The 24,739-nt window shown below is 71.2% G+C and carries 20 protein-coding genes; 12 read left to right on the top strand and 8 right to left on the bottom strand.

What is annotated here, in order from left to right; translation table 11 throughout:
• Nucleotides 1-13 precede the first annotated feature (13 nt).
• Complete coding sequence (gene galT / locus ACQEVC_RS14710; RefSeq protein ID WP_432877316.1) at nucleotides 14-1,084, top strand: galactose-1-phosphate uridylyltransferase; 1,071 nt, start codon at nucleotides 14-16, stop codon at nucleotides 1,082-1,084.
• 189 nt (nucleotides 1,085-1,273) lie between these two features.
• On the opposite strand, the gene ACQEVC_RS14705 is transcribed toward galT, so the two are convergent.
• The 3 genes from ACQEVC_RS14705 to ACQEVC_RS14695 form a co-directional block, all read right to left on the bottom strand.
• A complete protein-coding gene (locus ACQEVC_RS14705) occupies nucleotides 1,274-2,185 on the bottom strand; it encodes a hypothetical protein (RefSeq protein WP_432877314.1) in 912 nt (303 codons plus the stop codon).
• A 251-nt stretch (nucleotides 2,186-2,436) separates the two neighbouring features.
• Nucleotides 2,437-3,657 (bottom strand): sensor histidine kinase, encoded by a 1,221-nt coding sequence (locus tag ACQEVC_RS14700; protein WP_432877311.1) that lies wholly within the window; start codon nucleotides 3,655-3,657, stop codon nucleotides 2,437-2,439.
• Nucleotides 3,654-4,310, bottom strand: a complete 657-nt coding sequence (locus tag ACQEVC_RS14695; RefSeq protein WP_432877308.1) for a response regulator transcription factor — start codon at nucleotides 4,308-4,310, stop codon at nucleotides 3,654-3,656. Before ACQEVC_RS14695 ends, ACQEVC_RS14700 begins: the two co-directional genes overlap by 4 nt.
• A 125-nt stretch (nucleotides 4,311-4,435) precedes the next feature.
• Here ACQEVC_RS14695 and ACQEVC_RS14690 point away from each other — a divergent pair, with 125 nt between their 5' ends.
• The 3 genes from ACQEVC_RS14690 to ACQEVC_RS14680 all read left to right on the top strand — a co-directional run bounded on the left by ACQEVC_RS14690 (nucleotide 4,436) and on the right by ACQEVC_RS14680 (nucleotide 7,308).
• Nucleotides 4,436-4,996 (top strand): hypothetical protein, encoded by a 561-nt coding sequence (locus tag ACQEVC_RS14690; protein WP_432877305.1) that lies wholly within the window; start codon nucleotides 4,436-4,438, stop codon nucleotides 4,994-4,996.
• Between the two features lie 302 nt (nucleotides 4,997-5,298).
• Nucleotides 5,299-5,742, top strand: a complete 444-nt coding sequence (locus tag ACQEVC_RS14685) for a VOC family protein (RefSeq protein WP_432877302.1) — start codon at nucleotides 5,299-5,301, stop codon at nucleotides 5,740-5,742.
• 603 nt (nucleotides 5,743-6,345) lie between these two features.
• The gene (locus ACQEVC_RS14680) at nucleotides 6,346-7,308 is read left to right on the top strand and encodes an RNA-guided endonuclease TnpB family protein (protein WP_432877300.1); all 963 of its coding nucleotides are present in this window, start codon (nucleotides 6,346-6,348) and stop codon (nucleotides 7,306-7,308) included.
• 11 nt (nucleotides 7,309-7,319) lie between these two features.
• Here ACQEVC_RS14680 and ACQEVC_RS14675 read toward each other — a convergent pair whose 3' ends face one another.
• Both ACQEVC_RS14675 and ACQEVC_RS14670 read right to left on the bottom strand, forming a co-directional pair.
• Nucleotides 7,320-8,690 (bottom strand): carbohydrate-binding domain-containing protein, encoded by a 1,371-nt coding sequence (locus tag ACQEVC_RS14675; protein WP_432877298.1) that lies wholly within the window; start codon nucleotides 8,688-8,690, stop codon nucleotides 7,320-7,322.
• A 413-nt stretch (nucleotides 8,691-9,103) separates the two neighbouring features.
• On the bottom strand, nucleotides 9,104-10,321 hold the full coding sequence (locus ACQEVC_RS14670; protein WP_432877295.1) for an NADP-dependent isocitrate dehydrogenase: 1,218 nt from the start codon (nucleotides 10,319-10,321) through the stop codon (nucleotides 9,104-9,106).
• Between the two features lie 81 nt (nucleotides 10,322-10,402).
• On the opposite strand from ACQEVC_RS14670, the gene ACQEVC_RS14665 reads away from it, so the two are divergent.
• Both ACQEVC_RS14665 and ACQEVC_RS14660 read left to right on the top strand, forming a co-directional pair.
• Nucleotides 10,403-11,221, top strand: a complete 819-nt coding sequence (locus ACQEVC_RS14665) for an MBL fold metallo-hydrolase (protein WP_432877293.1) — start codon at nucleotides 10,403-10,405, stop codon at nucleotides 11,219-11,221.
• A gap of 60 nt (nucleotides 11,222-11,281) precedes the next feature.
• A complete protein-coding gene (locus ACQEVC_RS14660) occupies nucleotides 11,282-12,955 on the top strand; it encodes an alkaline phosphatase D family protein (protein ID WP_432877290.1) in 1,674 nt (557 codons plus the stop codon).
• An 80-nt stretch (nucleotides 12,956-13,035) separates the two neighbouring features.
• Here ACQEVC_RS14660 and mdh read toward each other — a convergent pair whose 3' ends face one another.
• Nucleotides 13,036-13,986, bottom strand: coding sequence for a malate dehydrogenase (mdh, locus tag ACQEVC_RS14655; RefSeq protein WP_432877287.1), 951 nt, complete (start codon nucleotides 13,984-13,986; stop codon nucleotides 13,036-13,038).
• Between the two features lie 388 nt (nucleotides 13,987-14,374).
• Nucleotides 14,375-15,256, bottom strand: coding sequence for a bifunctional methylenetetrahydrofolate dehydrogenase/methenyltetrahydrofolate cyclohydrolase (locus tag ACQEVC_RS14650; protein ID WP_432877285.1), 882 nt, complete (start codon nucleotides 15,254-15,256; stop codon nucleotides 14,375-14,377).
• 474 nt (nucleotides 15,257-15,730) lie between these two features.
• Here ACQEVC_RS14650 and ACQEVC_RS14645 point away from each other — a divergent pair, with 474 nt between their 5' ends.
• The 6 genes from ACQEVC_RS14645 to ACQEVC_RS14620 all read left to right on the top strand — a co-directional run bounded on the left by ACQEVC_RS14645 (nucleotide 15,731) and on the right by ACQEVC_RS14620 (nucleotide 22,253).
• Nucleotides 15,731-17,362 (top strand): peptide ABC transporter substrate-binding protein, encoded by a 1,632-nt coding sequence (locus tag ACQEVC_RS14645; RefSeq protein ID WP_432877282.1) that lies wholly within the window; start codon nucleotides 15,731-15,733, stop codon nucleotides 17,360-17,362.
• Nucleotides 17,363-17,466: 104 nt separating this feature from the next.
• The gene (locus tag ACQEVC_RS14640) at nucleotides 17,467-18,405 is read left to right on the top strand and encodes an ABC transporter permease (protein WP_432877279.1); all 939 of its coding nucleotides are present in this window, start codon (nucleotides 17,467-17,469) and stop codon (nucleotides 18,403-18,405) included.
• An 87-nt stretch (nucleotides 18,406-18,492) separates the two neighbouring features.
• Nucleotides 18,493-19,422, top strand: coding sequence for an ABC transporter permease (locus ACQEVC_RS14635; protein WP_432877276.1), 930 nt, complete (start codon nucleotides 18,493-18,495; stop codon nucleotides 19,420-19,422).
• Nucleotides 19,423-19,426: 4 nt separating this feature from the next.
• Nucleotides 19,427-20,473, top strand: coding sequence for an ABC transporter ATP-binding protein (locus ACQEVC_RS14630; RefSeq protein WP_432877274.1), 1,047 nt, complete (start codon nucleotides 19,427-19,429; stop codon nucleotides 20,471-20,473).
• The gene (locus ACQEVC_RS14625) at nucleotides 20,460-21,536 is read left to right on the top strand and encodes an ABC transporter ATP-binding protein (protein WP_432877272.1); all 1,077 of its coding nucleotides are present in this window, start codon (nucleotides 20,460-20,462) and stop codon (nucleotides 21,534-21,536) included. Before ACQEVC_RS14630 ends, ACQEVC_RS14625 begins: the two co-directional genes overlap by 14 nt.
• 189 nt (nucleotides 21,537-21,725) lie before the next feature.
• Nucleotides 21,726-22,253 carry a hypothetical protein gene (locus tag ACQEVC_RS14620; protein ID WP_432877270.1) on the top strand — a complete coding sequence of 176 codons (528 nt, stop codon included), beginning with the start codon at nucleotides 21,726-21,728 and terminating at the stop codon, nucleotides 22,251-22,253.
• Between the two features lie 189 nt (nucleotides 22,254-22,442).
• On the opposite strand, the gene purH is transcribed toward ACQEVC_RS14620, so the two are convergent.
• On the bottom strand, nucleotides 22,443-24,641 hold the full coding sequence (purH, locus tag ACQEVC_RS14615; RefSeq protein ID WP_432877268.1) for a bifunctional phosphoribosylaminoimidazolecarboxamide formyltransferase/IMP cyclohydrolase: 2,199 nt from the start codon (nucleotides 24,639-24,641) through the stop codon (nucleotides 22,443-22,445).
• Nucleotides 24,642-24,739: the final 98 nt, after the last annotated feature.

Here is a 24,739-nt window from a genome sequence, read left to right as displayed (position 1 = left end):
CACCGTGAGGCGGATGGCGGTCAAACTGGCCGACGGGCGCGAGCTGATCTACTTCGACGAGCACCCGAACGCGGTCCGGGAGGGGCCGGACCGGCGCGACCTGCCGCTGCCGCCGCCCGCCTCGCAGCTCCGCTACGACCCGCTGGTCGACGAGTGGGTCGCGGTCGCCGCGCACCGGCAGGGCCGGATCTTCCTGCCGCCGAGCGACCAGTGCCCACTGTGTCCGTCCACACCGGAGCGGTCCAGCGAGATCCCGGCCTACGACTACGACGTGGTGGTCTTCGAGAACCGCTTCCCGTCCTTCAGCGACCGCCCCGGTGACCCGCCCGGCCAGATCACCCCGTACACGGCGGTACGGCCGGGGACGGGGCGGTGCGAGGTGGTCTGCTTCACCGCCGACCACTCGGCGTCGTTCGCCACCCTGCCACCGACCCGGGTGCGTACCGTGCTGGACGCGCTCGCCGACCGTACCGCCGCGCTGTCCGGGCTGCCCGGGGTGGAGCAGGTCTTCTGCTTCGAGAACCGGGGGGTGGAGATCGGGGTGACCCTGCACCACCCGCACGGCCAGATCTACGCGTACCCGTTCCTGCCACCCCACAGCCGGGCGATGCTGGCCGCCGCGCGGCGGCACGCGCAACGCACCGGCGGGCGCAACCTGTACGCCGACGTACTCGCCGCCGAGCGGGCCGCCGGGGAGCGGGTGGTACTGGCCAACGAACACTGGACGGCGTACGTGCCGGCCGCCGCCCGCTGGCCGTTCGAGGTGCACGTCGCGCCGCACCGGCCGGTACCGGACATCCCGGCGCTGGACGACGCCGAGCGGGACGCCTTCGGCCCGCTCTACCTGGACCTGCTGGGCCGGTTCGACCGGCTCTTCGACCTGCCGCTGCCGTACATCTCGGCCTGGCACCAGGCGCCGGTGCACGCCGACCCGGCCCTCGGGCACCTGCACCTGGCGGTGTTCAGCATCCGGCGGGCGGCGGACAAGCTGAAATACCTGGCCGGCTCGGAGTCGGCGATGGGGGTCTTCATCAACGACATCCCGCCGGAACGCGCCGCCCAACTGCTCCGCGACGCCGGCTGAGCCCGAACGCCAACCGGTTCTGTCGGTGCCCGGCCGTAGGCTCGCCGCCATGACCGGCTCGGCCGGTCGGGGCCGGCTGCACTCGGCGATCGTGGCCGGGGCTCGCCCCGAGGGCCGGGCGGTGGCGTGCGGGACGCCACCGCCCGGCCCTCGTGCACCGCCGCCGGTGCACCGGAGGCGGACCGGCGGTCAGTTCGGGCCGAGGTAGCTGTGCAACACCGTCGGCCGGTAACCGGCCGCCCAGAACTCCGCGTTCTTCGCGGCGAAGCCGGCGGCGTTCCAGCCGGCGATGACCGGCCGCCCGTCGTTGCCCGGCTCCCAGATCGCGTCGTAGCGCACGTGGCCGGTGTTGGTCAGATAGCTGCTCAAATACTTCATTCGGTAGCCGGCGGTCCAGTGGTTGCCGTTCGCCTGCGAGATCTCGTCCCAGGTGCCGCCGAGCAGGGTGGGCCGGGTGTCGGTGCCCGGCATCCAGATCGCGGCGTACCGGATGTCGGTGCTGATCGGGTTGTTCTGCGCCACCCCGCTCGCCTGGATCAACCGGTAGCCCTGGGCGCGCATCTTGGCGTCCTCTGCCAGCAGGTCCGCCCGGGTCCAGTCCACGATCCACCGCCGGCCGTCGGTGCCCGGCTTGAAGATGGCGTCGTAGTGGAAGCTCCCGGCGTGCGGGTAGCGGTTGATCCGCCATGGCCGCAGGCCCTGGCTCCAGTACGTCGAGACCTGCGCGAAGAACTGCTGCTCGGTCCAGCCGATCACGACCGGGCTCGGACCGGTGCCCGGCTTCCAGATCGCGCTGTACCGCAGTTCCCCGTTGATGTCCTTGACCGCGGTCAGCGAGTCGATCCGCCAGCCCTGGTTGAACAGCTCGCTGTTGCGGGCGAGCAGGTCCTGGGCGGTCCTGGTGTGCACCCAGAAACGATCGTCGGTACCCGGTTCCCAGATCGCGTTGAACCGGAGCGTCGGGGCGTGGATGGTTGCCCGGTCCGCCGACCCGGCCGCCGCCGGTGCCGCCGCCCCGGCGACCAGTGCCGTCAGGGTCAGCAGTACGCCGAGCGACGCCGGAAGCAGACGCCGTCTCCGCTGGACGAGATTTCTGATCATGATGGGTATTCCTCCCGCTGCTGGTGCGGGGCCCGTCGTCGGACCCGCTGCCCCGATGTCTAGTCGGCTGCGGGTTGTCCGGCTTCGGCTCGGCGCCCCCGGACAATCAACCCCGGACAACGGCACCACCAACCCCCGGGGTCAGGGGCGACGCGGTGACCGCCGGCAGCGACCGGGCGCTCGGCTGCCGGCGGTGACGGACGGCGGCGCTGCCCGACGCACGCGGTGACCCGGCAGCGGCGGCGAGTCGGTCAGCGCGCCGTGCGGAGAGTCACCGTGACCACCAGGCCGCCGCCGGGTCGGGGTTCGGCCTCCACCGTGCCGCCGTGTGCCCGGGCAACCGCCCGGACGATCGACAGCCCGAGCCCGGCACCGGGCGGGTTGCCGGCGAGCCGGTCGCCGTTGAGCCGTCGGAACGGTTCGAACAGGCTCGGTATCTCGTACCGCGCCACCACCGGCCCGGTGTTCTCCACCCGGACCCAGACCGTGCCCTCCGGGCCGGTACCGCTGCCGGCCCGTACCCAGCCGTCTTCGGGGACGTTGTGCCGGACGCCGTTCTCGACCAGGTTCTGCACCAGTCGTTCCAGCAGCACCGAACTGCCGGTGGTGGGCGCCTCGGCCGCCTCGGCGCGTACGGTCACCGGGCCGGGCGGCACCTGCGCGACGACGTGTTCCAGCACGTCCGCCAGGTCTACATAGGAGCGTTCGGCCACCTCGCCCTCCGATCGGGCCAGCAACAGGAGCCCGTCGATCAGCCGTTCGTGCCGGGCGTTGATCGCCAGCAGCGTGCCGCCGAGTTGGCGCAGTTCGGGCGAGGCCGAGCCGCGGTCGAGCATCACCTCCAGCAGGGTCCGGTTCAGCGTCAGCGGGGTACGCAGTTCGTGCGACGCGTTGCCGATGAACCGCCGCTGGCTGTCGAACGCGTGGTCCAGCCGGGCCAGCATCAGGTCGAAGGTGTCGGCGAGTTCCCTGATCTCGTCCGGCGGCCCGGTCAGGGCGATCCGCTCGTGCAGGCCGCGATCGGCATCCGGCGCGCTGGTGATCCGCTGGGCGGTCTCGGTGACCCGGTGCAGCGGCTGGAGCAGCCGGCCGGCGATCAGCCAGCCGAAGGCGATCGCGGCGACACCGACCACGACCAGCGCGATACCGCCCTGGGTGAGCAGCGCCTCCAGGGCGTCCTGGCGGGCCTGGTCGGCCGCCCGGGTCGTCTGCTCCACCTCGTCCGGCGGCAGCCCGACCCCGCCGCCCTTCATCGGAGCGACGACGACGGCGTCAGCAGCCGCCGACGGCGTCGGACTTCCGGGGGCCGGCCCGTCCCGGGTGAACGAGAAAGTGGAGTTCCGCGGCAGCCGCTGCGACATCAGGGCGTACGTCACGCCGAGCAGCAGCAGGCCGGCGAGCAGGAACAACCCGCCGTAGACCAGGGTGAGCCGGGCCCGGATGGTCAGCCTGGCCGGCGAGAGACGTCTCACGGGATCCGGTACCCCACTCCCGGCTCGGTCAGCACGATCGGCGGGTCGCCGAGCTTGCGGCGCAACTTGAGGATCGCCATCCGTACCGCGTGGGTGAACGGGTCGGCGTGCTCGTCCCAGGCCTTCTCCAGCAACTGTTCGGCGGAGACCGCGGCACCGTCGGCGCGGAGCAGCTCGGCGAGGACCGCGAACTCCTTGCGGGACAGCGGGACGTACCGGCCGTCCCGGTAGACCTCGCGGCGGTGCGGGTCGAGGCGTACCCCGGCACGTTCCAGCACCGGCGGTGCGGCCGACCGGGACCGGCGGCCCAGCGCCGCCACCCGGGCGGCGAGTTCCCGGAACGCGAACGGCTTGGGCAGGTAGTCGTCCGCGCCCAGGGCCAGCCCGGTGACCCGGTCGTCGATCTCGGCGGCGGCGGTCAGCATCAGCACCCGGACCGGGGACCCGTGCCGGACGATCGCTCGACAGACCTCGTCGCCGTGCACCACCGGCAGGTCCCGGTCGAGCACCACCACGTCGTAGTCGTGCACGCCGACCCGCTCGAGCGCGGCACCGCCGTCGTACGCCACGTCGACCGCGTGCGCGGCCCGGCGCAACCCCTGGGCGACCGTGTCGGCGAGCAGCCGTTCGTCCTCGACCAACAGGATCCGCATCCGCCCATGGTGGCCCGGGCCGGGTAACCGGGGTGTCAACGCCTTCCGTGACGCCCCGGAAAGGTGCCACCGGCTCTACTCGGCACGGCCGGCGACCGTCCGGCCGGAACGGAGGTGGAACCACGATGCGGATCAGGACCGGTCTGCTGGTCGGGCTGCTGCTGGTCGGCGTGGCCGGATGCGGCGGCGCCGACCGGGACCCGGGGATCGCCACGGCCGGCGGGTCCACCGCCAGCGCCAGCGGTGGCGCCGGACCGGCACCGGTGGACGATGCGGACCGGGCCCGCCGGTTCGGCCAGTGCATGCGGGACAACGGGTTGCCGAACTTCCCCGATCCGGAGATCGAGGACGGGGCGATCCGGATGCGGGCGCCGGACGGCACGGACCGGGCGAAGCTGGAGGCGGCGCAGAAAAAGTGCCAGGAGTACCTGCCGAACGGGGGTGAGCCGCCGAGGCTGGACCCGCAGGCGCAGCAGCGGATCCGGGAGTACGCCCGGTGCATGCGGGAGAACGGCGTACCCAGGTTCCCGGACCCGGAACCGGACGGCGGGCTCCGGATCGAGGGCGGGCCCGACCTCGATCCGCAGTCGGAGACCTTCAAGGCCGCCGAGCGGGCGTGCGCGGGGCTGCACCCGAAGCCACCGGGCGGGTCGGGAGAGGGGCCGCAGACCGACGGCAAGCGCTGACCGACAGACTGCCGTCCGTCCGGAACGGGTTCGTCGGGTCCCCCCGGCCGGGGACCCCCGACCAACCCTCCGGACGCCGGTGAAGCCGACCGTGCGCAGCACGCCGGCTCGACACGTCCGGGGACCCCCGGACGCGGGTGAATCGGGCTTCGCCCGGCCGGGGGGAGGCCCGACCAACCCTTTGGACGCCGGTGAAGCCGACCGTGCGCAGCACGCCGGCTCGACACGTCCGGCTTCCGCCGCCGGTGGGTGCCGGGCGGAACCGGCCACCCGCGACCCCGCCGGGAGGAGAATGGCTGGTCATGGAGCAACGCGTGCACTTCATCACGGTGGCCACCCGGGACCTGGACCGGGCCAGGGACTTCTACGTGGACGGGCTGGGCTGGACGCCGACCCTGGACGTACCGGACGAGATCCTCTTCTTCCAGGTGGCTCCCGGGGTGGTGCTCGGGCTCTTCGAGGCGGAGGCGTTCGCCGCCGACCTCGGCGCCGGGACGCCGCTGCTGCCCGCGCCGACCGGCTTCACCCTGTCGCACAACGTCGAGAGCCCGGCGGAGGTCGACCGGGTACTCGCGCAGGCGGCCGCCGCCGGGGCGACGGTGGTCAAGTCCGGCCAGCACGCCGCCTTCGGCGGCTACCACGGCCACTTCGCGGACCCGAACGACCTGCTCTGGGAGGTCGCGCACAACCCGGGCTGGCAGGTGGCCGAGGACGGGCGGGTGACACTCGGCCCGGTCGAGGAGTGAACGGTGCCGGGGCCCGGCGGTCACCGGGCCCCGCGTTCCCTTCTGCCGGACCGGCTAGTGCGGTGGCCAGTAACGTTCGCCGGGTTTCTGTCGTACCCGTGGGTTTGACGGTGCTGGTGCCTCGTCGTTGGGATCCGGCCGCTCCTGTGGTGGTGTATCGGACTGCGCGGGTGGGGTTGCGGTTGACGGTGGGTCAGCGGCGGCGGTGTTTCGGCCTGCTCCGATCGGCGGGGGACGTGTGGGCGTGTGTGTTGGAGGTCAACGCGTGGCGTCGGGCCCGTCGGGATGCCCCGTTGGCGGGCTATCAGGAGTTGTGTCGGGAGTTGGCGGCTGCCGGTCCGGGGACGTTCGGGGACCTGGACTCTGTCGGTGCCCGGTCGGTGTTACGCCGGTTCTCCGACGCCTGGTTCGCGGCGGTGAAACGCCGCAAGGACGGCGATACTACGGTCCGGTTTCCGCGTCGTCGCCGGTTTCTGATGCCGGTGCGCTGGTACCACGGCACCTTCACCGTCGATGACCGGCGGGTGCGGGTGCCGACCGCTCGTCGTACAGGCCCGTTGTGGCTGCGGCTGGCCCGACACCTGCCCTACCCCGGCCGGCCAGGTGCGATCGGTCACTTTGCTGTCCGAGGGCGGTCGGCTGTTTCTCGATGTGACCGCCGAGATCCCGGTGGCGGAATACAAGCCGGGGTGTGGTCCGGATCCGGGGCGGATGGCGGGGGTGGATCTGGGGGTGATCCATCCGTACGCGGTCGCCGGCCCCGCCGGGCCGGCGCTGTTGGTGTCCGGGCGGGCGATCCGGGCCGAGCACCGTCAGCATCTCGCGGATACGAAGAAGCGTCGTCGGGCGGTCGCCGGGCGGGCACCCGCGAAGGGACAGCGCGGGTCGCGGCGGTGGCGCCGGTACCGGCGTCGGGCGCGGCTGGTGGAGGGTCGGCGTCGGCGTCGGGTCCGGCAGGCCCAACACGAGGCCGCCAAGACCGTGATCGGCTGGGCGATCGCACAGCGGGTAGGCACCCTGCGGGTTGGTGACCCGCGCGGGGTCCTCGACATTCAGGCGGGTCGGCGGCACAACCTGCGGTTGCGGCAGTGGCAGATCGGTCACCTCATCCGCATCCTCCACGACAAGGCGACCCTGGCCGGGATCAGAGTCGACCTCGTGGACGAGCGGGGGACCTCGTCGACCTGCCCCGCCTGCGTCCGGCGGATACCAAAACCATCCGGACGGGTCCTCACCTGCCGGTACTGCGGATTCTCGGGCCATCGTGACCTGGTCGCGGCGGCCATCATCGCCACCCGCACCCCGGGCGGCGGACCCGCCACCCCACCCACCCCCGCCGCCGCTGTGCCGGTGGTGTCGGGTGGGGTGGTCACGCACCGTCGAGCCGGCCGACACCTACCCGGTGTCGGCCGGTCCCGACGTGACCCCCGCCGCCCACCACAACACCTCGGGCGGTGTGCGGGTCGGTTGGCCAGTGGTGGCCCGCCCCACCAACCACACGATGGGGAGTCGCTCGCCGTCACCGGCGAGGATCCACAACACCACCGGAAACCCGGTGAACGTTAGTGGACACCGCACTAGCGGACCAGCCCGATCCCGGTGAAGGTGCGGTCGTACTCCGGGAACGCCTGGTTGGTGTACGGCGCGTGGATCCAGGTACGCAGCGAGTCCGCCGCCGCGTCGATCTCGACCAGCCGTACCGGGTTGGTGGTGTTGGAGTGGAACGTCTGGAGGAACGAGTAGATCCGGTTCCCGTGCACTCCGGTGTCCACCCGGTTGCCCGCCACCCCGGTGTGGCCGGAGAAGACGAACTTCACGTTGGCGTACTGCTTGACCAGGTTGTCGTAGAGGTACTGCGGGCTGGTGGCGCCGTAGCCGGCGGACTGCTCGATGTTGCCGTTGCCGTCGATGTAGTCGTGCGTGACCACCACGACGTTGTGCCGTGGGTTGGCCGCCACCACACCCCTGGCCCAGTTGACCGCCTCGGCCCGGGGCCAGAGTTCGAGGACCAGCACCAGCCACTGCACCCCGCCGGCCGAGTACGTCGAGTACGAGTTGTCGACCTTGCCGGCCTCGAACTGCCCGCGCACCGCGCCGTACTGGCCAGCGGTGAAGTACCGGTTGAAGACGGTGGTGTCCCGGACCAGTTCCCGGGTCCGGGCGGGGTCCCGGGCCGAGCCGCCGGGCCCGGTCGCCTGGGTGTCGTGGTTGCCGATCGCCAGCGAGTACGGGATGCCTGCCGTCTCCAGCGGCCGCATCGCGTTGCGGGCGATCTCGTACTGCGCGTGGTCCGGGGTGTCCCAGTTGACCACGTCGCCGGAGTGGGTCACGAACCGCAGGTCGAGGGCGGAACGGTTGCCGACCAGCCAGTCGGTGCGCTGCCGGAAGCGGGTGTCGCTCGCGTTCAGCACCTCCTGTTGGGTGTCCGGCAGCACGGCGAAGCTGAACTTCGGGTCCGTGGTCGTGCCGGGGGTCTCCATCCGGGCGTACCCGATGTGCACGTTGCGGTCGCAGGCGGCCGTGCTCCGGTCGTTGACCAGTTGGATCCGGACGCTGTGCTGCCCCGCGCCCCGCGCCACCCCGACCGGATAGCTGCCGTACTGGCTGGCGCTGACGATGGTGGTCTCGCCGGCCATCACCCCGTCCACCGTCACCCGGATGGTGGGCCAGCCCTCGCAGTTGTCCCCGATGGCGCCGACCACCACCCGGCCGGAGCCGGAAATCGTGGTGGTCGCGTAGCTGGAGTTGCTCCACAGCGAGGCGTGGCTGCCCGAGGCCGGCACCGGGGTGCCGGTCGCCGGCCGGATGGCGCCGTCGACCACGCTGAACTGCGAGGGTTCGGCGGCGGCCGCGACACCGCCGAGGCTGACTCCGGACAGCACCGCCGCCGTGCCGGCGAGCACCGCCAGCGCGGCTCTGGTCCTCCTGATACCCGTCCTGATACCCACGGCGTCCCTCCGTGTCCGTCCTGCCCGATCTGGACATCCGGAGGTTAGACAGGATCAGCGACGGGGCCGGCGGGCTGTGCGGGAACAGCGGGCGAACAGTTCGGATACCGGAGCCGTCCGGAAACGAGGGCGCGGGGGGCCCGGGACAGGGCCCCCCGCAGGGAAGGGACGGCCGGCTGTGCGCAACAGCCGGGAAGACCGTTCCATCCGGTACGGGCCTCTCGCGGCGGCCTCGACCGGGCCGGTCTTCCTGGACGCGACTGGCATCACGTCCACCCTGTGCAACGAGGGCAACCACCGGCGGTAACGGCACAAACCGGGCGATCTTAGACGCCCCGGCATTCTCGGGTGGATGTTGACGACTTGTCGTCGCGGGAACGACGACAAGTCGTCAAGATCCGTGAACCGCGCGGTCAGGCGGCGAGCTTGCGCGCCAGGTTGTTGTCCAGGGCGGCCATGAACTCGTCGGTGGTCAGCCACGGGGCGTCCCGGGAGATCAGCAGCGCCAGGTCCTTTGTCATCTGGCCACCCTCGACGGTCTGCACGCAGACCTGCTCCAGGGTCTCGGCGAACCGGGTCACCTCGGGAGTGCTGTCCAGCTTGCCCCGGTGCGCCAGGCCACGGGTCCAGGCGAAGATCGACGCGATCGGGTTGGTCGAGGTCTTCTCGCCCTTCTGCCACTGCCGGTAGTGCCGGGTCACCGTGCCGTGCGCCGCCTCGGCCTCGACGGTACGGCCGTCCGGGGTCATCAGCACCGAGGTCATCAGGCCCAGCGAGCCGAATCCCTGCGCGACGGTGTCGGACTGCACGTCACCGTCGTAGTTCTTGCAGGCCCAGACGAAGCCGCCCTCCCACTTCAGCGCGGCGGCGACCATGTCGTCGATCAGCCGGTGCTCGTAGGTGATCCCGGCGGCGTCGAAGTCCGAGGAGAACTCCGCCTCGAAGACCTCGGCGAAGATGTCCTTGAACCGGCCGTCGTACGCCTTGAGGATGGTGTTCTTGGTGGAGAGGTAGACCGGGTAGCCACGGTCCAGGCCGTACCGGAAGGAGGCCCGGGCGAAGTCCCGGATCGAGTCGTCGAAGTTGTACATCCCCATCGTGACGCCACCACCGGGGAAGTTCGCCACCTCCATCTCGACCGGGGCACCGCCGTCGGTCGGGGTGTAGGTGATGGTGACCGTGCCCGGTCCCGGCACCACGAAGTCGGTCGCCTTGTACTGGTCGCCGTGCGCGTGCCGGCCGATGATGATCGGCTTGGTCCAGCCCGGTACCAGCCGGGGCACGTTGGACATGATGATCGGCTCGCGGAAGACCACGCCGCCGAGGATGTTCCGGATGGTGCCGTTCGGCGAGCGCCACATCTTCTTGAGGCCGAACTCCTCCACCCGGGCCTCGTCCGGGGTGATGGTGGCGCACTTCACGCCGACACCATGCTGCTTGATCGCGTTCGCCGCGTCGACCGTCACCTGGTCGTCGGTCTCGTCGCGGTACTGGATCGACAGGTCGTAGTAGTGCAGGTCGACGTCGAGGTACGGCAGGATCAACTGCTCGCGGATCTGCTTCCAGATGATCCGGGTCATCTCGTCGCCGTCGAGTTCAACCACCGGATTCGTAACCTTGATCTTCGCCATCGGGCGGCGCTCCTCTCCGGGACATCTGCTCTAGCAGTACGAGCGTACTGGAGAGCGTCGGGGGGCCATACACTGCCTGCCATGCTCAGCCGTTCCGTGGGTCCGATCACCGTCGTGGCGCTGCCGGACGCCGAGGGGTTGTTCTTCCAGCCCCGCACCGAGGCGTTCCCGACCGCGACCGCCGCACACTGGCGGCTGGCCGACGAACGCGACCCCGGCGCGGTCACCGCCGACGGGCAGTGGCGGCTGCCGTTCCGCTGCTTCGCGCTCCGCTTCGACGACGGCCCGGCCGCCGGCCGGGTACTGCTGGTCGACGCCGGCATCGGCCCCGCCGGCGCCCCCGCCCGGAGTTGGGCGCCGGTGCCCGGGCGGCTGCCGGGCGCACTCGCCGCCGCCGGCATCGCGCCCGAACAGGTCGACACGGTGGTACTCACCCACCTGCACACCGACCACATCGGCTGGGCGGTCACCGGCGAGCCGGGTACGCCGTACTTCGGCAACGCCCGCTACCTGCTACAACGGGCCGAGATCGCCGCCTTCCGCCGGCACGACCCGTCCGGGGTGGCCGGCTATCTGCTCGACCCGCTGACCGCCGCCGGCCAGCTCGACGCGCTCGACGGCGACACACGGCTCGCCCCCGGGGTACGGGTGCTGGCCACCCCCGGCCACACCCCCGGACACCAGTCGGTGCTGGTCGAGTACGCCGACCAGACTCTGCTGCTCACCGGTGACCTGCTGGTGCACGCCGTGCAACTGGTCGCCCCGGAGCTGCCGTACGCGCACGAGGACGACCAGGTCACCGCCCGCGACTCGCGGGAGCGGCTGCTGACCGAGCTGGCCGCCCGGCCGGCCGCCACGCTCGGCACCCCGCACCTGAGTACACCCTTTGTTCCGCTGTAGTACTGCTTCAGGTCGATTGTCGGGGGCAGGTGCTTCGCCCCAGCTCCCGAGCATCGGGGCATGACTTCTCCGTACCCGTTCAACCGCCGACGCTTCGTCTCGGCGGCCGGTGCCGCGACCGCCGGCCTCGTGGTCGGACCGATGCTGCTCAGCTCCGAAGGCGCTGCCGCGCACATCCCGTCCAGCGCGGGCGGCCCGCTGCCGACCGGGCTCTTCACCCTCGGCGTCGCCTCCGGCGACCCGCTGCCGGACGGCGTGGTGCTCTGGACCCGCCTAGCCCCGCAGCCGCTGCTCGGCGGTGGCATGCCGGACCGGCCGGTGCCGGTGCACTGGGAGGTCGCCGAGGACGAGCGGTTCCGCCGGATCCGTTGCCGGGGCACCACGCTGGCCTCCCCCGACCTGGCCCACTCGGTGCACGTCGAGGTCTCCGGGCTGCGCGCCGACACCGAATACCACTACCGGTTCCGGGCCGGTCGGGAGATCTCCCCGGTCGGCCGTACCCGGACCGCCCCGAGCGCACACGCCCGGCCCCGTCGGCTGCGGTTCGCGTTCGCGAGCTGCCAGGACTACCAGGCCGGGGCGTACACCGCGCACCAGCACCTGGCCGAGGAGGACCTGGCCTTCGTCGCGTTCCTCGGCGACTACATCTACGAGAACCGGCCGAACCCGGCGGCGTACCGGGTTCACCAGGGCACCGACGAGCCGTACTCGCTGACCGACTACCGCAACCAGCACGCGCAGTACAAGACCGACCCGGACCTGCAACGGGCGCACGGCGCCTTCCCGTGGATCGTCACCTTCGACGACCACGAGCTGGACAACAACTGGGCCGACGAGATCCCGCAGGATCCGGCCCAGCAGACCCCGGAGGCGTTCCGGGCCCGCCGCAGGGCGGCCTTCCAGGCGTACTACGAGCACATGCCGCTGCGCCGGTCGGCCCTGCCGCGCAACCTCGACCTGCGGCTCTACCGGCGGCTGCGCTTCGGCGACCTGGCCAGCGTGCACGTGCTGGACACCCGGCAGTACCGCAGCGACCAGCCGGCGACGCTGGCCGACGCGCAGAACCCCGAGCTGTCGATGACCGGGCCGGAGCAGGAGCGCTGGCTGGTGCACGGGCTGCGGTCGGCCGGCAGCCGGTGGAACCTGCTGGCCAACCAGGTGATGTGGGCGTCCAACGACCGGCAGGCCGGGCCTGGGCAGACCTTCGACCTGGACAACTGGGACGGCTACCGGGCGCAGCGCCGCCGGCTGCTGGAGTTCTTCGGCTCCGGCCAGGTGGACAACCCGGTGGTGCTCACCGGGGACCGGCACTGCACCTGGGTCTGCGACCTGTCGCCGGACTTCGACGACCCGGCCTCACCGGTGGTCGGCGCCGAGATCACCGGTACCTCGATCACCTCGGGCGGCAACTCCGACACCGCCGCCTTCCACCGCACGTACGACCCGATCATGGCAGAGAGCCCGCACTGGAAGTACATCGACAACCAGCGCGGCTATGTGGTCTGCGATGTGACCCCGGAGCGGATGCTCAGCTCGCTGCGGCTGGTCGACACCGTCTGGGCGCCCACCGCCACGGTGCGGACCGCCGCCGAGTTCGTCGTGGTCGCCGGTGAGCCGGGTATCTCGGTGCTCAGTCAGGAGGCCCCGACCGCCACGGCCGCCGCGCGCAGCCGGGCGACCGCCGGCCCGACCTACCAGGTGACCGAGCACCAGGACTCCTTCCCGCTGCGCTGAGCGGACCGGACGGCCGGAGTGTGGAAAAGCGGGGACCCGGCGTACCGCACGCCGGGCCCCCGCTGCGCTGAGGAATGAGGTCACATGTTGGCGACGTCGGCCTGCTTGGCCCGGACCGCCTCGGCGGCGGCCTTCAGGCTCTCGATCTCGTCGGCGTCCAGCGGGGTCTCCACGATCCGGCGTACGCCCTCCCGGCCGATCTCCGCCTCGACGCCCAGGTAGACCCCGGAGATGCCGAACTCGCCGTCGACCCAGGCGCAGACCGGCATGACCTCGCCGGAGTCGGTCGCCACGGCCCGGGCCATCCGGGCGGCGGCTGCCGACGGCGCGTAGTACGCCGACCCGGTCTTGAGCAGCGCGACCACCTCGGCCCCGCCGTTGCGGGTGCGTACCACCAGCTCCTCGATCTGCTCCGCCGGCATCACGTCGCGCAGCGGCTTGCCGTCGACGGTGCTGCGGGACGGCACCGGCACCATCGTGTCGCCGTGCGAGCCGAGGGTGAGGGTGCGGACCGAGCCGACCTTCACCCCGAGCGCCTCGGCGACGAAGTTGGTGAACCGGGCGGTGTCGAGCATGCCGGCCTGGCCGAGTACCCGGTTGTGCGGGAACTGGGTGGCGATCTGGGCCAGCGCGGTCATCTCGTCGAGCGGGTTGGAGACGACGATGACCACGGCGTTCGGTGCGTACTTGGCGACGTTCTCGGCGACCTGGCGGACGATCCGGGCGTTGGTCTCCAGCAGGTCCATCCGGCTCATGCCGGGCTTGCGGGGCAGCCCGGCGGTGATCACGACGACGTCGGAGCCTTCGAGCTGCTCGTAGCCCTCGCCGTTCTTGCCGGTCGTCACGCCGACGACCTTGGTCTCGAAGCCCTCGACCGGGCGCGACTGGTTGAGGTCCAGCGCGATGCCCTCGGGCTTGCCCTCGATGATGTCGGTGATCACGACCGTGTCGAAGACGTCGTACTCCGCCAGGCGCTGCGCGGTCGTCGAGCCGTAGAAGCCGGCACCGACTACGGTGACCTTTTTGCCCATGGTCGTCCCACTCCCTGATACCCGTCTGGTTATTTCCGGACGGTATCAGCCAGGAGTGTTCCGTTCCGGCCAGGGGCGGAATTGGCTGCGGTCGCTCACACCGCACCGACCGCAGCGCCGGGGTCCGCGACCCGGGCCCGGGCAACGGCCCGAACGCCGGCACGACCGGTGCCGCCGGCACGACCGGTGCCGCCGGCACGACCGGTGCCGCCGGCACGACCGGTGCCGCCGGCACGACCGGTGCCGCCGGCACGACCGGTGCCGCCGGCACGACCGGTGCCGCCGGTGCCGCCGGCACGACCGGTGCCGCCGGTGCCGCCGGCACGACCGGTGCCGCCGGATCGCCGGGTCAGCCCTGCTCGACCAGGGTCAGCCCTGCTCGGCCGGGTCAGCCCTGCTCGACCGGCTCCAGTCCGGCCTCGGCCCGCTCCACCACGTTGGCCAGCAGCATCGCCCGGGTCATCGGGCCGACTCCGCCCGGCATCGGCACCAGCTTGCCGGCCACCTCGGCGACCTCGGGCCCGACGTCGCCGGTGTAGCGGCCCTTGCCGTCCGCACCGATCACCCGGGTGATCCCGACGTCGACCACCACGGCGCCCGGCCGGACCATGTCGGCGGTGAGCAGACCCGGCACGCCGGCCGCCACGATCACGATGTCGGCGGCCCGGGTGTGCGCGGCCAGGTCGAGGGTGCCGGTGTGGCAGAGCGTCACGGTGGCGTTCTCGCTGCGCCGGGTCAACAGCAGCCCGAGCGGCCGGCCGACGGTGTTGCCCCGGCCGACCACCGCCACCTCGGCGCCGCGCAGCGGCACGTCGTGCCGGCGCAGCAGCTCGACGATGCCGCGCGGGGTGCAGGGCAGCGGGCCGGGATAACCGAGTACGAGCCGGCCGAGGTTGACCGGGTGCAGCCCGTCGGCGTCCTTGTCCGGGTCGATCATCTCCAGCACCCGCTGGGTGTCCAGGTGGGCCGGGAGCGGAAGCTGCACGATGTAGCCGTGGCAGGCCGGGTCGGCGTTGAGTCCGGCGACCGTGGCGTCGACCTCGTCCTGGGTGGCGTCGGCCGGCAGCTCGCGGCGGATCGAGGCGATGCCCACCTCGGCACAGTCCCGGTGCTTGCCGTTGACGTACGCCTGGGAGCCCGGGTCCTCGCCGACCAGCACGGTGCCCAGCCCCGGTACGACGCCCCGTTCGGCCAGCGCCTTGACCCGCTCGCGCAGTTCGTCCTTGATGTGTGCCGCGGTCGCTTTGCCGTCGAGAAGGGTGGCCGTCACAGCCAGATCGTCTCACGCGGTACGCCCGGCCGAGCCGGCACCCGGCTGGTCGGTACCGGGATCGGCCAGTCGGCCAACACCCGGTCGGCCGGGCGACTGGCACCGAATGTTAACTATACGTAGCCGTGTTCTTAGTCACGCTCAGTGAGATCTTGTGGAGTTGTCCACAATATGGAAGACCCGATCAGGGCGAATGCGGATTAATCTCCGGCGACACGTTGCCCGGCTCACAACATCCAGGCCGCACCTTTCATGCCTATAGATTCTGGATGCCCGAATCTGCACATCACCTGTACCGAAGCCGCGATAGCAGCTCAGAGCGGATATGCGCAAGTCCCGCCAGGCCTCTGTGTTACTGACTCGTAATCATCCAGTTTGGCCAGGCGTCCTGCTACGACCTACCTTTGCCGAGCGTTGCACAGCGTTACCTCCGTGTGGGGACGACTGCTCAGCGTAAGGAGACGAGGAGGCTCAATGCAGGTTCGTAGGCTCGCTGCCTGGACCGCCCTCCCCCTCGCCGCGACCCTCGGCCTCGCGGCCTGTGGCAGTGGCGGCGACTCGGGGGAGAGCGACCCGAATGCGACGGTTTCCGTCCAGATCGCGGAACCGCAGCACCTGATTTCCACCAACACCAACGACTCGAGCGGTAACCAGGTGCTCTCCGCCCTGTTCACCCCGCTAGTCGACTACGACGAGCAGAACAAGCCGTTCGAGGTCGCCGCGGAGTCCGTGAACTCGACCGACAACCTGACCTGGACGATCAAGCTGAAGGACGGCTACACCTTCCACAACGGCGAGAAGGTGACCGCGGACAGCTACATCAACGCCTGGAACTACGGCGCCTACGCGCCGAACGGCCAGGGCAACAGCTACTTCTTCGAGAAGATCGCCGGCTACGAGGACCTCCAGTCGAAGGACCCGGACGGCGACGGCCCGCAGAAGGCGCCGGAGCCGAAGGCCAAGACCATGACCGGGCTGAAGAAGGTCGACGACCTGACCTTCACGGTGACGCTGGCCAAGCCGTACAGCGAGTTCAAGACCGTGCTCGGCTACACCGCGTTCTACCCGCTGCCGGCGGCCGCCTTCTCGGCGCCCGGCGTGGTCAAGGACGGCTACGAGGACGCCCCGATCGGCAACGGCCCCTTCAAGATGAAGGGCACCTGGCAGCACGACGCCAAGGTCGAGGTCGAGCGCTACGACGCGTTCCCGGGCGAGAAGCCGAAGATCGCCGGTGCCGAGTTCCGGATCTACCAGCAGCTCACCGCGGCCTACGCGGACGTGCTGTCGGACAACCTCGACGTGGACGTGACCGTCCCGACGGAGAGCCTGAGCACCGCCGCGACGGACCTGGGCGACCGCTTCCAGCAGAGCCCGAACTCGTCCTTCCAGTTCGTGGCCTTCCCCACGTTCGAGGAGGAGTTCAGCAAGCCGGACGTGCGCAAGGCGATCTCCATGGCGATCGACCGGGACGAGATCACCAAGTCGATCTTCAAGGAGTCGCAGATCTCGGCGCGCTCGTTCGTCTCCCCGGTGGTCGCCGGCTACCGCGACGACACCTGCGGCGAGGCCTGCGAGTTCAACCCGGCCAAGGCCAAGGAGCTGTACCAGGCCGCCGGCGGTCCCGCCGAGCTGAAGATCACCTACAACGGTGACGGTGGGCACAAGGACTGGGTCGACGCGACCTGCAACCAGCTCAAGGCCAACCTGGGCGTGGAGTGCGTCGGTGCGGCCGAGCCGAAGTTCTCGGACCTGCTGACCAAGGTCGAGGGCAAGCAGCCGGTCGGCCTGATCCGGATGGGCTGGCTGATGGACTACCCGTCGATGGAGAACTACCTCGGCCCGCTGTACACCACCAACGGCTCGTCGAACTACTACGGGTACAGCAACCCGGAGTTCGACCGCCTGGTGCAGGAGGGCACCACCGCCGCGACCCCGGACGAGGCGGTCAAGAAGTACCAGCAGGCCGAGGACATCCTGGCCACCGAGATGCCGGTGATCCCGCTCCGGTTCGGCCAGAACGTCTACGCGCACTCGACCCGGGTCAAGAACGTCGAGGTCGACCTCTTCCAGGTCGTCGACATGACCAAGATCGAAGTCGTCAGCTAGCTGACCGCAAGGTCGGTCCGGGCCACCCGGTAACTCCTCGGGTGGCCCGGACCGTTTCCCGCACAACACCGCGCTCCAGCCATCCCCACGGAGAGTAAGCAAGCATGTTCCGCTACATCGTGCGGCGCCTGCTTCAGATGGTCCTGGCCTTCTTCGGGACCACTCTGATCGTCTACGCGCTGATGTTCGCCGGACAGGGTGATCCCATCCAGGCGCTCGCGGGCGAGCGCCCGGTCAGCGAGGCGCAGCGGGCGTACCTGACCGAGAAGTTCCACCTCGACCAGACCGGCGTCGGCGGCTTCTTCTACCGCTACTTCGACTACGTCGGCAATCTGCTCCGTGGCGACCTCGGCGACTCGCTCACCGGCCGGAAGATCAGCGACATGCTGGCCCAGGCCTGGCCGGTCACCGTGAAGCTCGCGATCATCGGGCTGCTGGTGGCGATCCTGGTCGGCGTCACCGCCGGGGTCATCGCCGGGCTCCGCCGGGGCGGCATCTTCGACAACGCCACCCTGGCGCTGACCCTGCTGGTGCTGGGCATCCCGACCATCGTGCTGGCGCCGCTGGCCCAGTACTTCCTCGGCGTCAAGCTGCCGCTCTTCCCGCCGACCGCCGGATCGGAGCCCAGCATCTACGCCCTGCTGCTACCCGGCATCGTGCTCGGCTCCCTGTCGCTGGCCACCGCACTGCGGCTGACCCGTACCTCGGTCGCCGAGAACCTGCGCTCCGACTACGTACGGACCGCGAAGGCCAAGGGCCTGCCGATCCGCCGCATCGTCAGCGTGCACGTACTGCGGAACTCGCTGATCCCGGTGATCACCTTCCTCGGCGTCGAACTCGGCAACCTGATGAGCGGCGCGATCATCACCGAGGGCGTCTTCAACATCCCGGGCGTCGGGTTCAACCTCTTCCGCGGCATCAAGACCGAGGACGGCCCGCTGGTGGTCGGCCTGGTCAGCGTGCTGGTCGTGGTCTATCTGGTGTCGAACCTCGTGGTGGACGTCCTCTACGCCGTCCTCGACCCCCGCATCCGGTACGAGTGAGGGACTGGGCATGAGTGAGCGAAGCGAACGAATCAGCCAGCTCAGTGCTGGAACTCATGACGACGCCGGGCGAAGCGAGGTGGCGGCATGAGTGAGCTTGAGACCGTCGCCGCGGCCGAGATGGCCGGCGGCAAGGCCGGGTCCGGCGACCCGGCCGCCCGGCCGCGCAGTCTGGCCGGCGACGCCTGGCGCGACCTGCGCCGCAACCCGATCTTCTGGATCTCGCTGGTACTGGTCCTGGCGGTCACCGCGATGGCGGCCTTCCCCGGCCTGTTCACCTCGAACGACCCGCACGACTGCACGCTGGCCCGGCAGCACGCCGGGCCCGGCGGCGGCGCCCCGTTCGGGTACGACTTCCAGGGCTGCGACACCTACGCCCGCGCCGTCTTCGGTGCCCGGGCGTCGCTGCTGGTCGGTGCGTTCTCCGCGCTGGTCACCGGGCTGATCGCGATCACCGTCGGCATGCTCGCCGGCTACTTCGGCCGGTGGATCGACGCGGCGCTGTCCCGGGTGATCGACGTGGTGCTCGGCATCCCGCTGCTGCTCGCCGCGATCGTCATGCTGAAGCGGATCAGCAGCGACAGCCCGAACGTCCGGATCATCGCGGTGATCTTCGTGCTCGCCATCCTCGGCTGGACCACCGCCGCCCGGGTGATCCGGTCCTCGGTGATCAGTGCCAAGCAGCAGGACTACGTGGCGGCGGCCCGGATGCTCGGTGCCGGCAACGGCCGGACCATGTGGCGGCACATCCTGCCCAACTCACTGGCCCCGGTGATCGTGGTGCTGACCATCGCGCTCGGCTCGTTCATCGCCGCCGAGGCGACGCTCTCCTTCCTCGGCATCGGCCTGAAGGCGCCGACCATCTCCTGGGGCATCGACATCGACGCCGGCCGTACGCACATGCGGGAGTCGGCGATTCCGCTGGTGGTGCCCTCGACCTTCCTGGCGCTGACCGTACTGGCCTTCATCATGCTCGGCGACGCGATCCGCGACGCCTTCGACCCGAAGCTGCGGTGATCAGATGACCGTGAACGTGAACGAGCGGAGCGGGTTGCCCGGGCCGCAGGGTGCCGGCGCCGACGGCGGGCACCTGCTGGAGGTACGGGACCTCTTCGTCGAGTTCCGCACCCGGGACGGCGTGGCCAAGGTGATCAACGGTGTCTCGTACCACCTGGACGCCGGGGAGACCCTGGCGGTGCTCGGCGAGTCGGGCTCCGGCAAGTCGGTGACCGCCCAGGCGATCATGGGCATCCTGGACATGCCACCGGCGGTCATCCCGGCCGGGCAGATCCTCTACCGCGGTACCGACCTGCTGAAGCTCTCCGAGGAGGAGCGCCGGAAGGTACGCGGCAAGCAGATCTCCATGATCTTCCAGGATGCGCTCTCCGCACTGAACCCGGTCTTCCCGGTCGGCTGGCAGATCGGCGAGATGCTGCGGCTGCGCGAGGGCCTGTCCCGGGCCCAGGCCAAGCGCCGGGCGATCGAGCTGATGGAACTCGTCAAGATCCCAGCGGCCCGGCAGCGGATCGGCGACTACCCGCACCAGTTCTCCGGCGGCATGCGGCAGCGGGTCATGATCGCGATGTCGCTGGCGCTGGACCCGGCGGTGCTGATCGCGGACGAGCCGACCACCGCGCTGGACGTGACCGTGCAGGCCCAGATCATGGACCTGCTCGGCGAACTGCGCCGGGACCTGAACATGGCGATGATCCTGATCACCCACGACCTCGGGGTCGTCGCCGACGTGGCCGACCGGATCGCCGTGATGTACGCCGGCCGGATCGTCGAGCACGCCGACGTGCACTCGCTGTACGAGGCACCGGCACACCCGTACACCAAGGGATTGCTGGAGTCGATTCCCCGGCTCGACCTCAAGGGTCAGCGGCTGACCACCATCAAGGGGCTGCCGCCCAACCTGATGCGCATCCCCAGCGGTTGCCCGTTCCACCCGCGCTGCCCCTACGCCCGGCAGGAGTGCGTCGACGTCGTACCGGCCGTCCGGCCGCTCGGCAACGGCCGGACCAGCGCCTGCCACTTCGCCCAGGAGGTCCTCGATGGCCGCGTCTGAGCCGAGAAACCCGCAGTCCGGCACCGGCGGCGCCGGGCCAGCCGCACCGGTCAAGCCGCGCGGCGAGACCGTGCTGCGGGTCGAGAACGTCGTCAAGCACTTCCCGATCAGCCAGGGCATCGTCTTCAAGCGGCAGATCGGCGCCGTGAAGGCGGTTGACGGGGTCAGCTTCGAGCTGAACCGGGGCGAGACCCTCGGCATCGTCGGCGAGTCCGGCTGCGGCAAGTCGACCCTGGCCAAGCTGCTGATGCGGCTGGAGACGCCGACCTCGGGCCGGGCGATGCTGGAGGGCCGGGACATGTTCAAGCTCTCCGGCGCGGAGCTGCGCCGGATGCGCCGGAACGTGCAGATGGTCATGCAGGACCCGTACACCTCGCTGAACCCACGGATGACGGTCGGCGACATCATCGGCGAGCCGTTCGACATCCACCCGGACGCCGCGCCGCGGGGCAGCCGTCGGCAGCGGGTGCAGGAGTTGCTCGACCTGGTCGGGCTGAACCCGGAGCACGTCAACCGCTATCCGCACCAGTTCTCCGGCGGTCAGCGGCAGCGGATCGGCATCGCCCGGGCGCTCGCGCTCAAGCCGGAGATCATCGTCTGTGACGAGCCGGTGTCGGCGCTGGACGTGTCGATCCAGGCGCAGGTGATCAACCTGCTGGAGAGCCTCCAGGACGAGCTGGGGCTGTCGTACATCTTCATCGCGCACGACCTGTCGGTGGTCCGGCACATCGCCGACCGGGTCGCGGTGATGTACCTGGGCAAGATCGTGGAAATCGGTACCGAGGACGAGATCTACGAGCGGCCGACCCACCCGTACACCCAGGCGCTGCTCTCGGCGGTGCCGGTGCCGGACCCGAAGGCCCGGGCGCACCGCGAGGTCATCCGGCTCGACGGTGACGTACCGTCGCCGGCCAACCCGCCGTCGGGCTGCCGGTTCCGCACCCGCTGCTGGAAGGCGCAGGAGATCTGCGCCACCCAGGAGCCGCAGCTCGTGCTCCGGGCCGTCGAGCCGCACCCCTCGGCCTGCCACTTCGCCGAGCTCAAGCAGCACGTCGTCTCCTGACCGGGCCCGGCCGGCCGGATCGCCTCCTGGCGGGCGGCGGTCGGCGGGAGCGACGGGCGGGAGCGCATGGACCGACCGGGCGGCAGGACCGCTCCGGAAGGGTTGGACGCCGAGCGCGAGGCAGGACCGAGCGGACGGCGGGGGTGGAGAGCCCGGGAACCACACAATGGTTTCCGGGCTCTCGCCTACATGGTGCGAAGACTGCTCGTGACGCTCGCCCTGGTGGCCTTGACTGTTCCGCTGCTCGGCTGCGGCGAGGAGGGCCCGGGCACCGCCGGCCCGACCGTCGTGCCGCCGTCGCCCGGGACCGCCGCGGGATCGGTGCCCGCGACCGGAGCCGCCGCCGAACCGGCCGGCACCTGCACGGACGGGGCAGGCTCGCCGGACGACCCGCTCGAGGTGCAGGGCGTGGCGGACGCCGGGAACTCGTTCTGGGGACTGCTATTCCCGCGCGGCGGCCCGGGCCTGCGCACCGGACGGGACGAGAAGATCGTGTGGCGGATGACCGGCTCCGGCACCTTCAGCATCCAGGCCACCGGCCCGGACGGGGTCACCATCGAACCGCTCTGGGGACCCACCGGGCACGGCGGAAGCACCTGGACCAGACCCGGTGACGAGTGGGGTACCGGCTGGAACTTCCCGGTCGCCGGCTGCTGGACCGTACGGGCCAGCCGGTCCGGCGGCGCGACCGGCAGCGCGCTGCTCCGGGTCGGTTGACCGGCGCGACGAACGGCGCCCTCGCCGCCGGGCTGGCCGCGCGGGGACCGGTGCGGGAGACTCCCGGCGGTCCCCGGCGCGACTCGGTTGGCGCGAACCGGCGCGGGTCCCAGGCGTCCGGGGTGCCGAGGGGGCACCGCCGGCCGCCGGAAGTCCCGCGCCGGTCGCGTGGTCGATCGGTGCAGTGGGTCAGTGGAAGAAGTGCCGGGTGCCGGTGAAGTACATGGTGATCCCGGCCGCCGTGGCCGCCGTGACGACCTCCTCGTCGCGTACCGAGCCGCCGGGCTGGACGACCGCCCGGACCCCGGCGTCGATCAGCACCTGGAGCCCGTCCGGGAACGGGAAGAACGCGTCCGAGGCGGCGACCGCGCCCCGGACCCGTTCGGCGCCGGCCCGGGAGACCGCCAGGTGCGCCGAGTCGACCCGGTTGACCTGACCCATCCCCACCCCGACGGTCGCGCCCTCGCTGGCGAGCAGGATCGCGTTGCTCTTCACCGCCCGGACGGCCCGCCAGGCGAAGGCGAGGTCGGCCAGGGTCGCCGGGTCGGCGGGCTCGCCGGTGACCAGCCGCCAGCCGGCCGGATCGTCGCCGGGCGCGTCCACCCGGTCGGCCATCTGCACCAGCGCGCCGCCGCTGACCGGGCGCCACTCCGCCGGGTACGGCGCCCAGGCGGGCGCCCGCAGCAGCCGGATGTTCTTCTTGCCGGAGAGCACATCCACCGCACCCGGCGCGAAGTCGGGTGCCACCAGTACCTCGGTGAAGACCTCGGCGACCTGCTGCGCCATCTCGACCGAGACCGGCCGATTGACCGCGATCACCCCGCCGAACGCGGAGACCGGGTCGCAGGCGTGCGCGCGGCGGTGCGCCTGCGCCACATCGGCGCCGACCGCGATGCCGCACGGATTGGCGTGCTTGATGATCGCCACCGCCGGCCGGTCGGCGAAGTCGTTCACCGCCCGCCAGGCCGCGTCCGCGTCGACGTAGTTGTTGTAGGACATCTCCTTGCCGTGCAGCTGCTCGGCCTGGGCCAGCCCGGGCGGGGACGCCGGGTCGACGTAGAGCACCGCCGCCTGGTGCGGGTTCTCGCCGTACCGCAGCGGTGTGGGCGCGGTCAGCACCTGACCGGCGAAGGCCGGCCACTCCTGCTCCGCCGGCCCGGTACGCACCGCGAACCAGTTCGCCACCGCCACGTCGTACTCGGCGATGTCGGCGAAGGCGCGGGCCGCGAGCTGCTGGCGCTGCCCGGCGCTGAAGCCGCCGTCAGCCAGGGCGGCCAGCACCGACGGGTACGCCGACACCGACGTCACCACCGCCACCGAGGCGTGGTTCTTGGCGGCCGCCCGGACCATCGCCGGCCCACCGATGTCGATCTGCTCGACGCACTCGTCGAAGTCCGCACCGGAGGCGACCGTCTCGGTGAACGGGTAGAGGTTCGACACCAACAGGTCGAACGGGGCGATGCCCAGCTCGCCGAGCTGTGCCGCGTGCCGTTCCAGTCGCAGGTCGGCCAGGAGCCCGGCGTGCACCTTCGGATGCAGCGTCTTGACCCGGCCGTCGAGCACCTCGGGGAACCCGGTCAGCGACTCGACCGGGGTGACCGGCATCCCGGCCCCCTCGATGCTCGCCGCCGTGCTGCCGGTGGAGACGATCTCGACTCCGGCGCCGTGCAGCGCCCGGGCCAGCTCCACCAGGCCGGTCTTGTCGTAGACGCTGACCAGCGCGCGCCTGATCGGCCGCCGGCCGTCCGCGCCGGAACTCGTGTCGCTCACTCCGATCGTGACCTTCCTTCCAGTGATCGTCCAACCCTCCCGGACCAGCCGGCCGACCTGCGTGACGAGCTGCCGTCGCTCGGCCACCTTGATCCGCTCGGTGAGGGTCTCCTCGTCGTCGTCGTCGAGCACCGGCACCGCCACCTGGGCGATGATCGGCCCGGTGTCCACACCGGCGTCGACGAAGAACAGGGTGGCCCCGGCGAGTTTGACTCCGTAGCCGAGGGCGTCGCGCGGGCCGTGCATGCCGGGAAAGGCGGGCAGCAGCGAGTTGTGCGTGTTGACGTACCGGTCGCCGAAGGCCGCCAGGAAGTGCGGGCCGACCAGCTTGAGGAAGCCGGCCGAGACGACCAGGTCGGGCTCGTACCCGGCGACGTGCGCGGTGAGCGCGCGGTCCCAGTCCTCCCGCGTCGGGTACGCCTTGACCGGGGCGACGAAGGTGGGTACCCCGGCCGCGGCGGCCCGGTCGAGCCCGGTGATGCCCTCCCGGTCGGCGCCGACGGCGACCACCCGGGCGCCGTAGGCCGGATCCGCACCGGCGTCGAGCAGGGCCTGGAGGTTGCTCCCGGAGCCGGAGACGAGGACGACGATGCGGGCTGCCGACGCGGGCTCAGTCACCCCAGCACCCTATCGGGCAGCTCAGGTCGGCTTCCCGGCGGCGCGACCCGAGCACGTCGCCGAGGGAGCGGCGTCGATCACGATCGGCATGTCGGGCG

The organism is Plantactinospora sp. CA-294935 (assembly GCF_050936445.1).
GTDB lineage: Bacteria > Actinomycetota > Actinomycetes > Mycobacteriales > Micromonosporaceae > Plantactinospora.
Note: the sequence above shows the minus strand (reverse complement) of the source record. Positions and strands in the feature narration are given on the sequence as shown.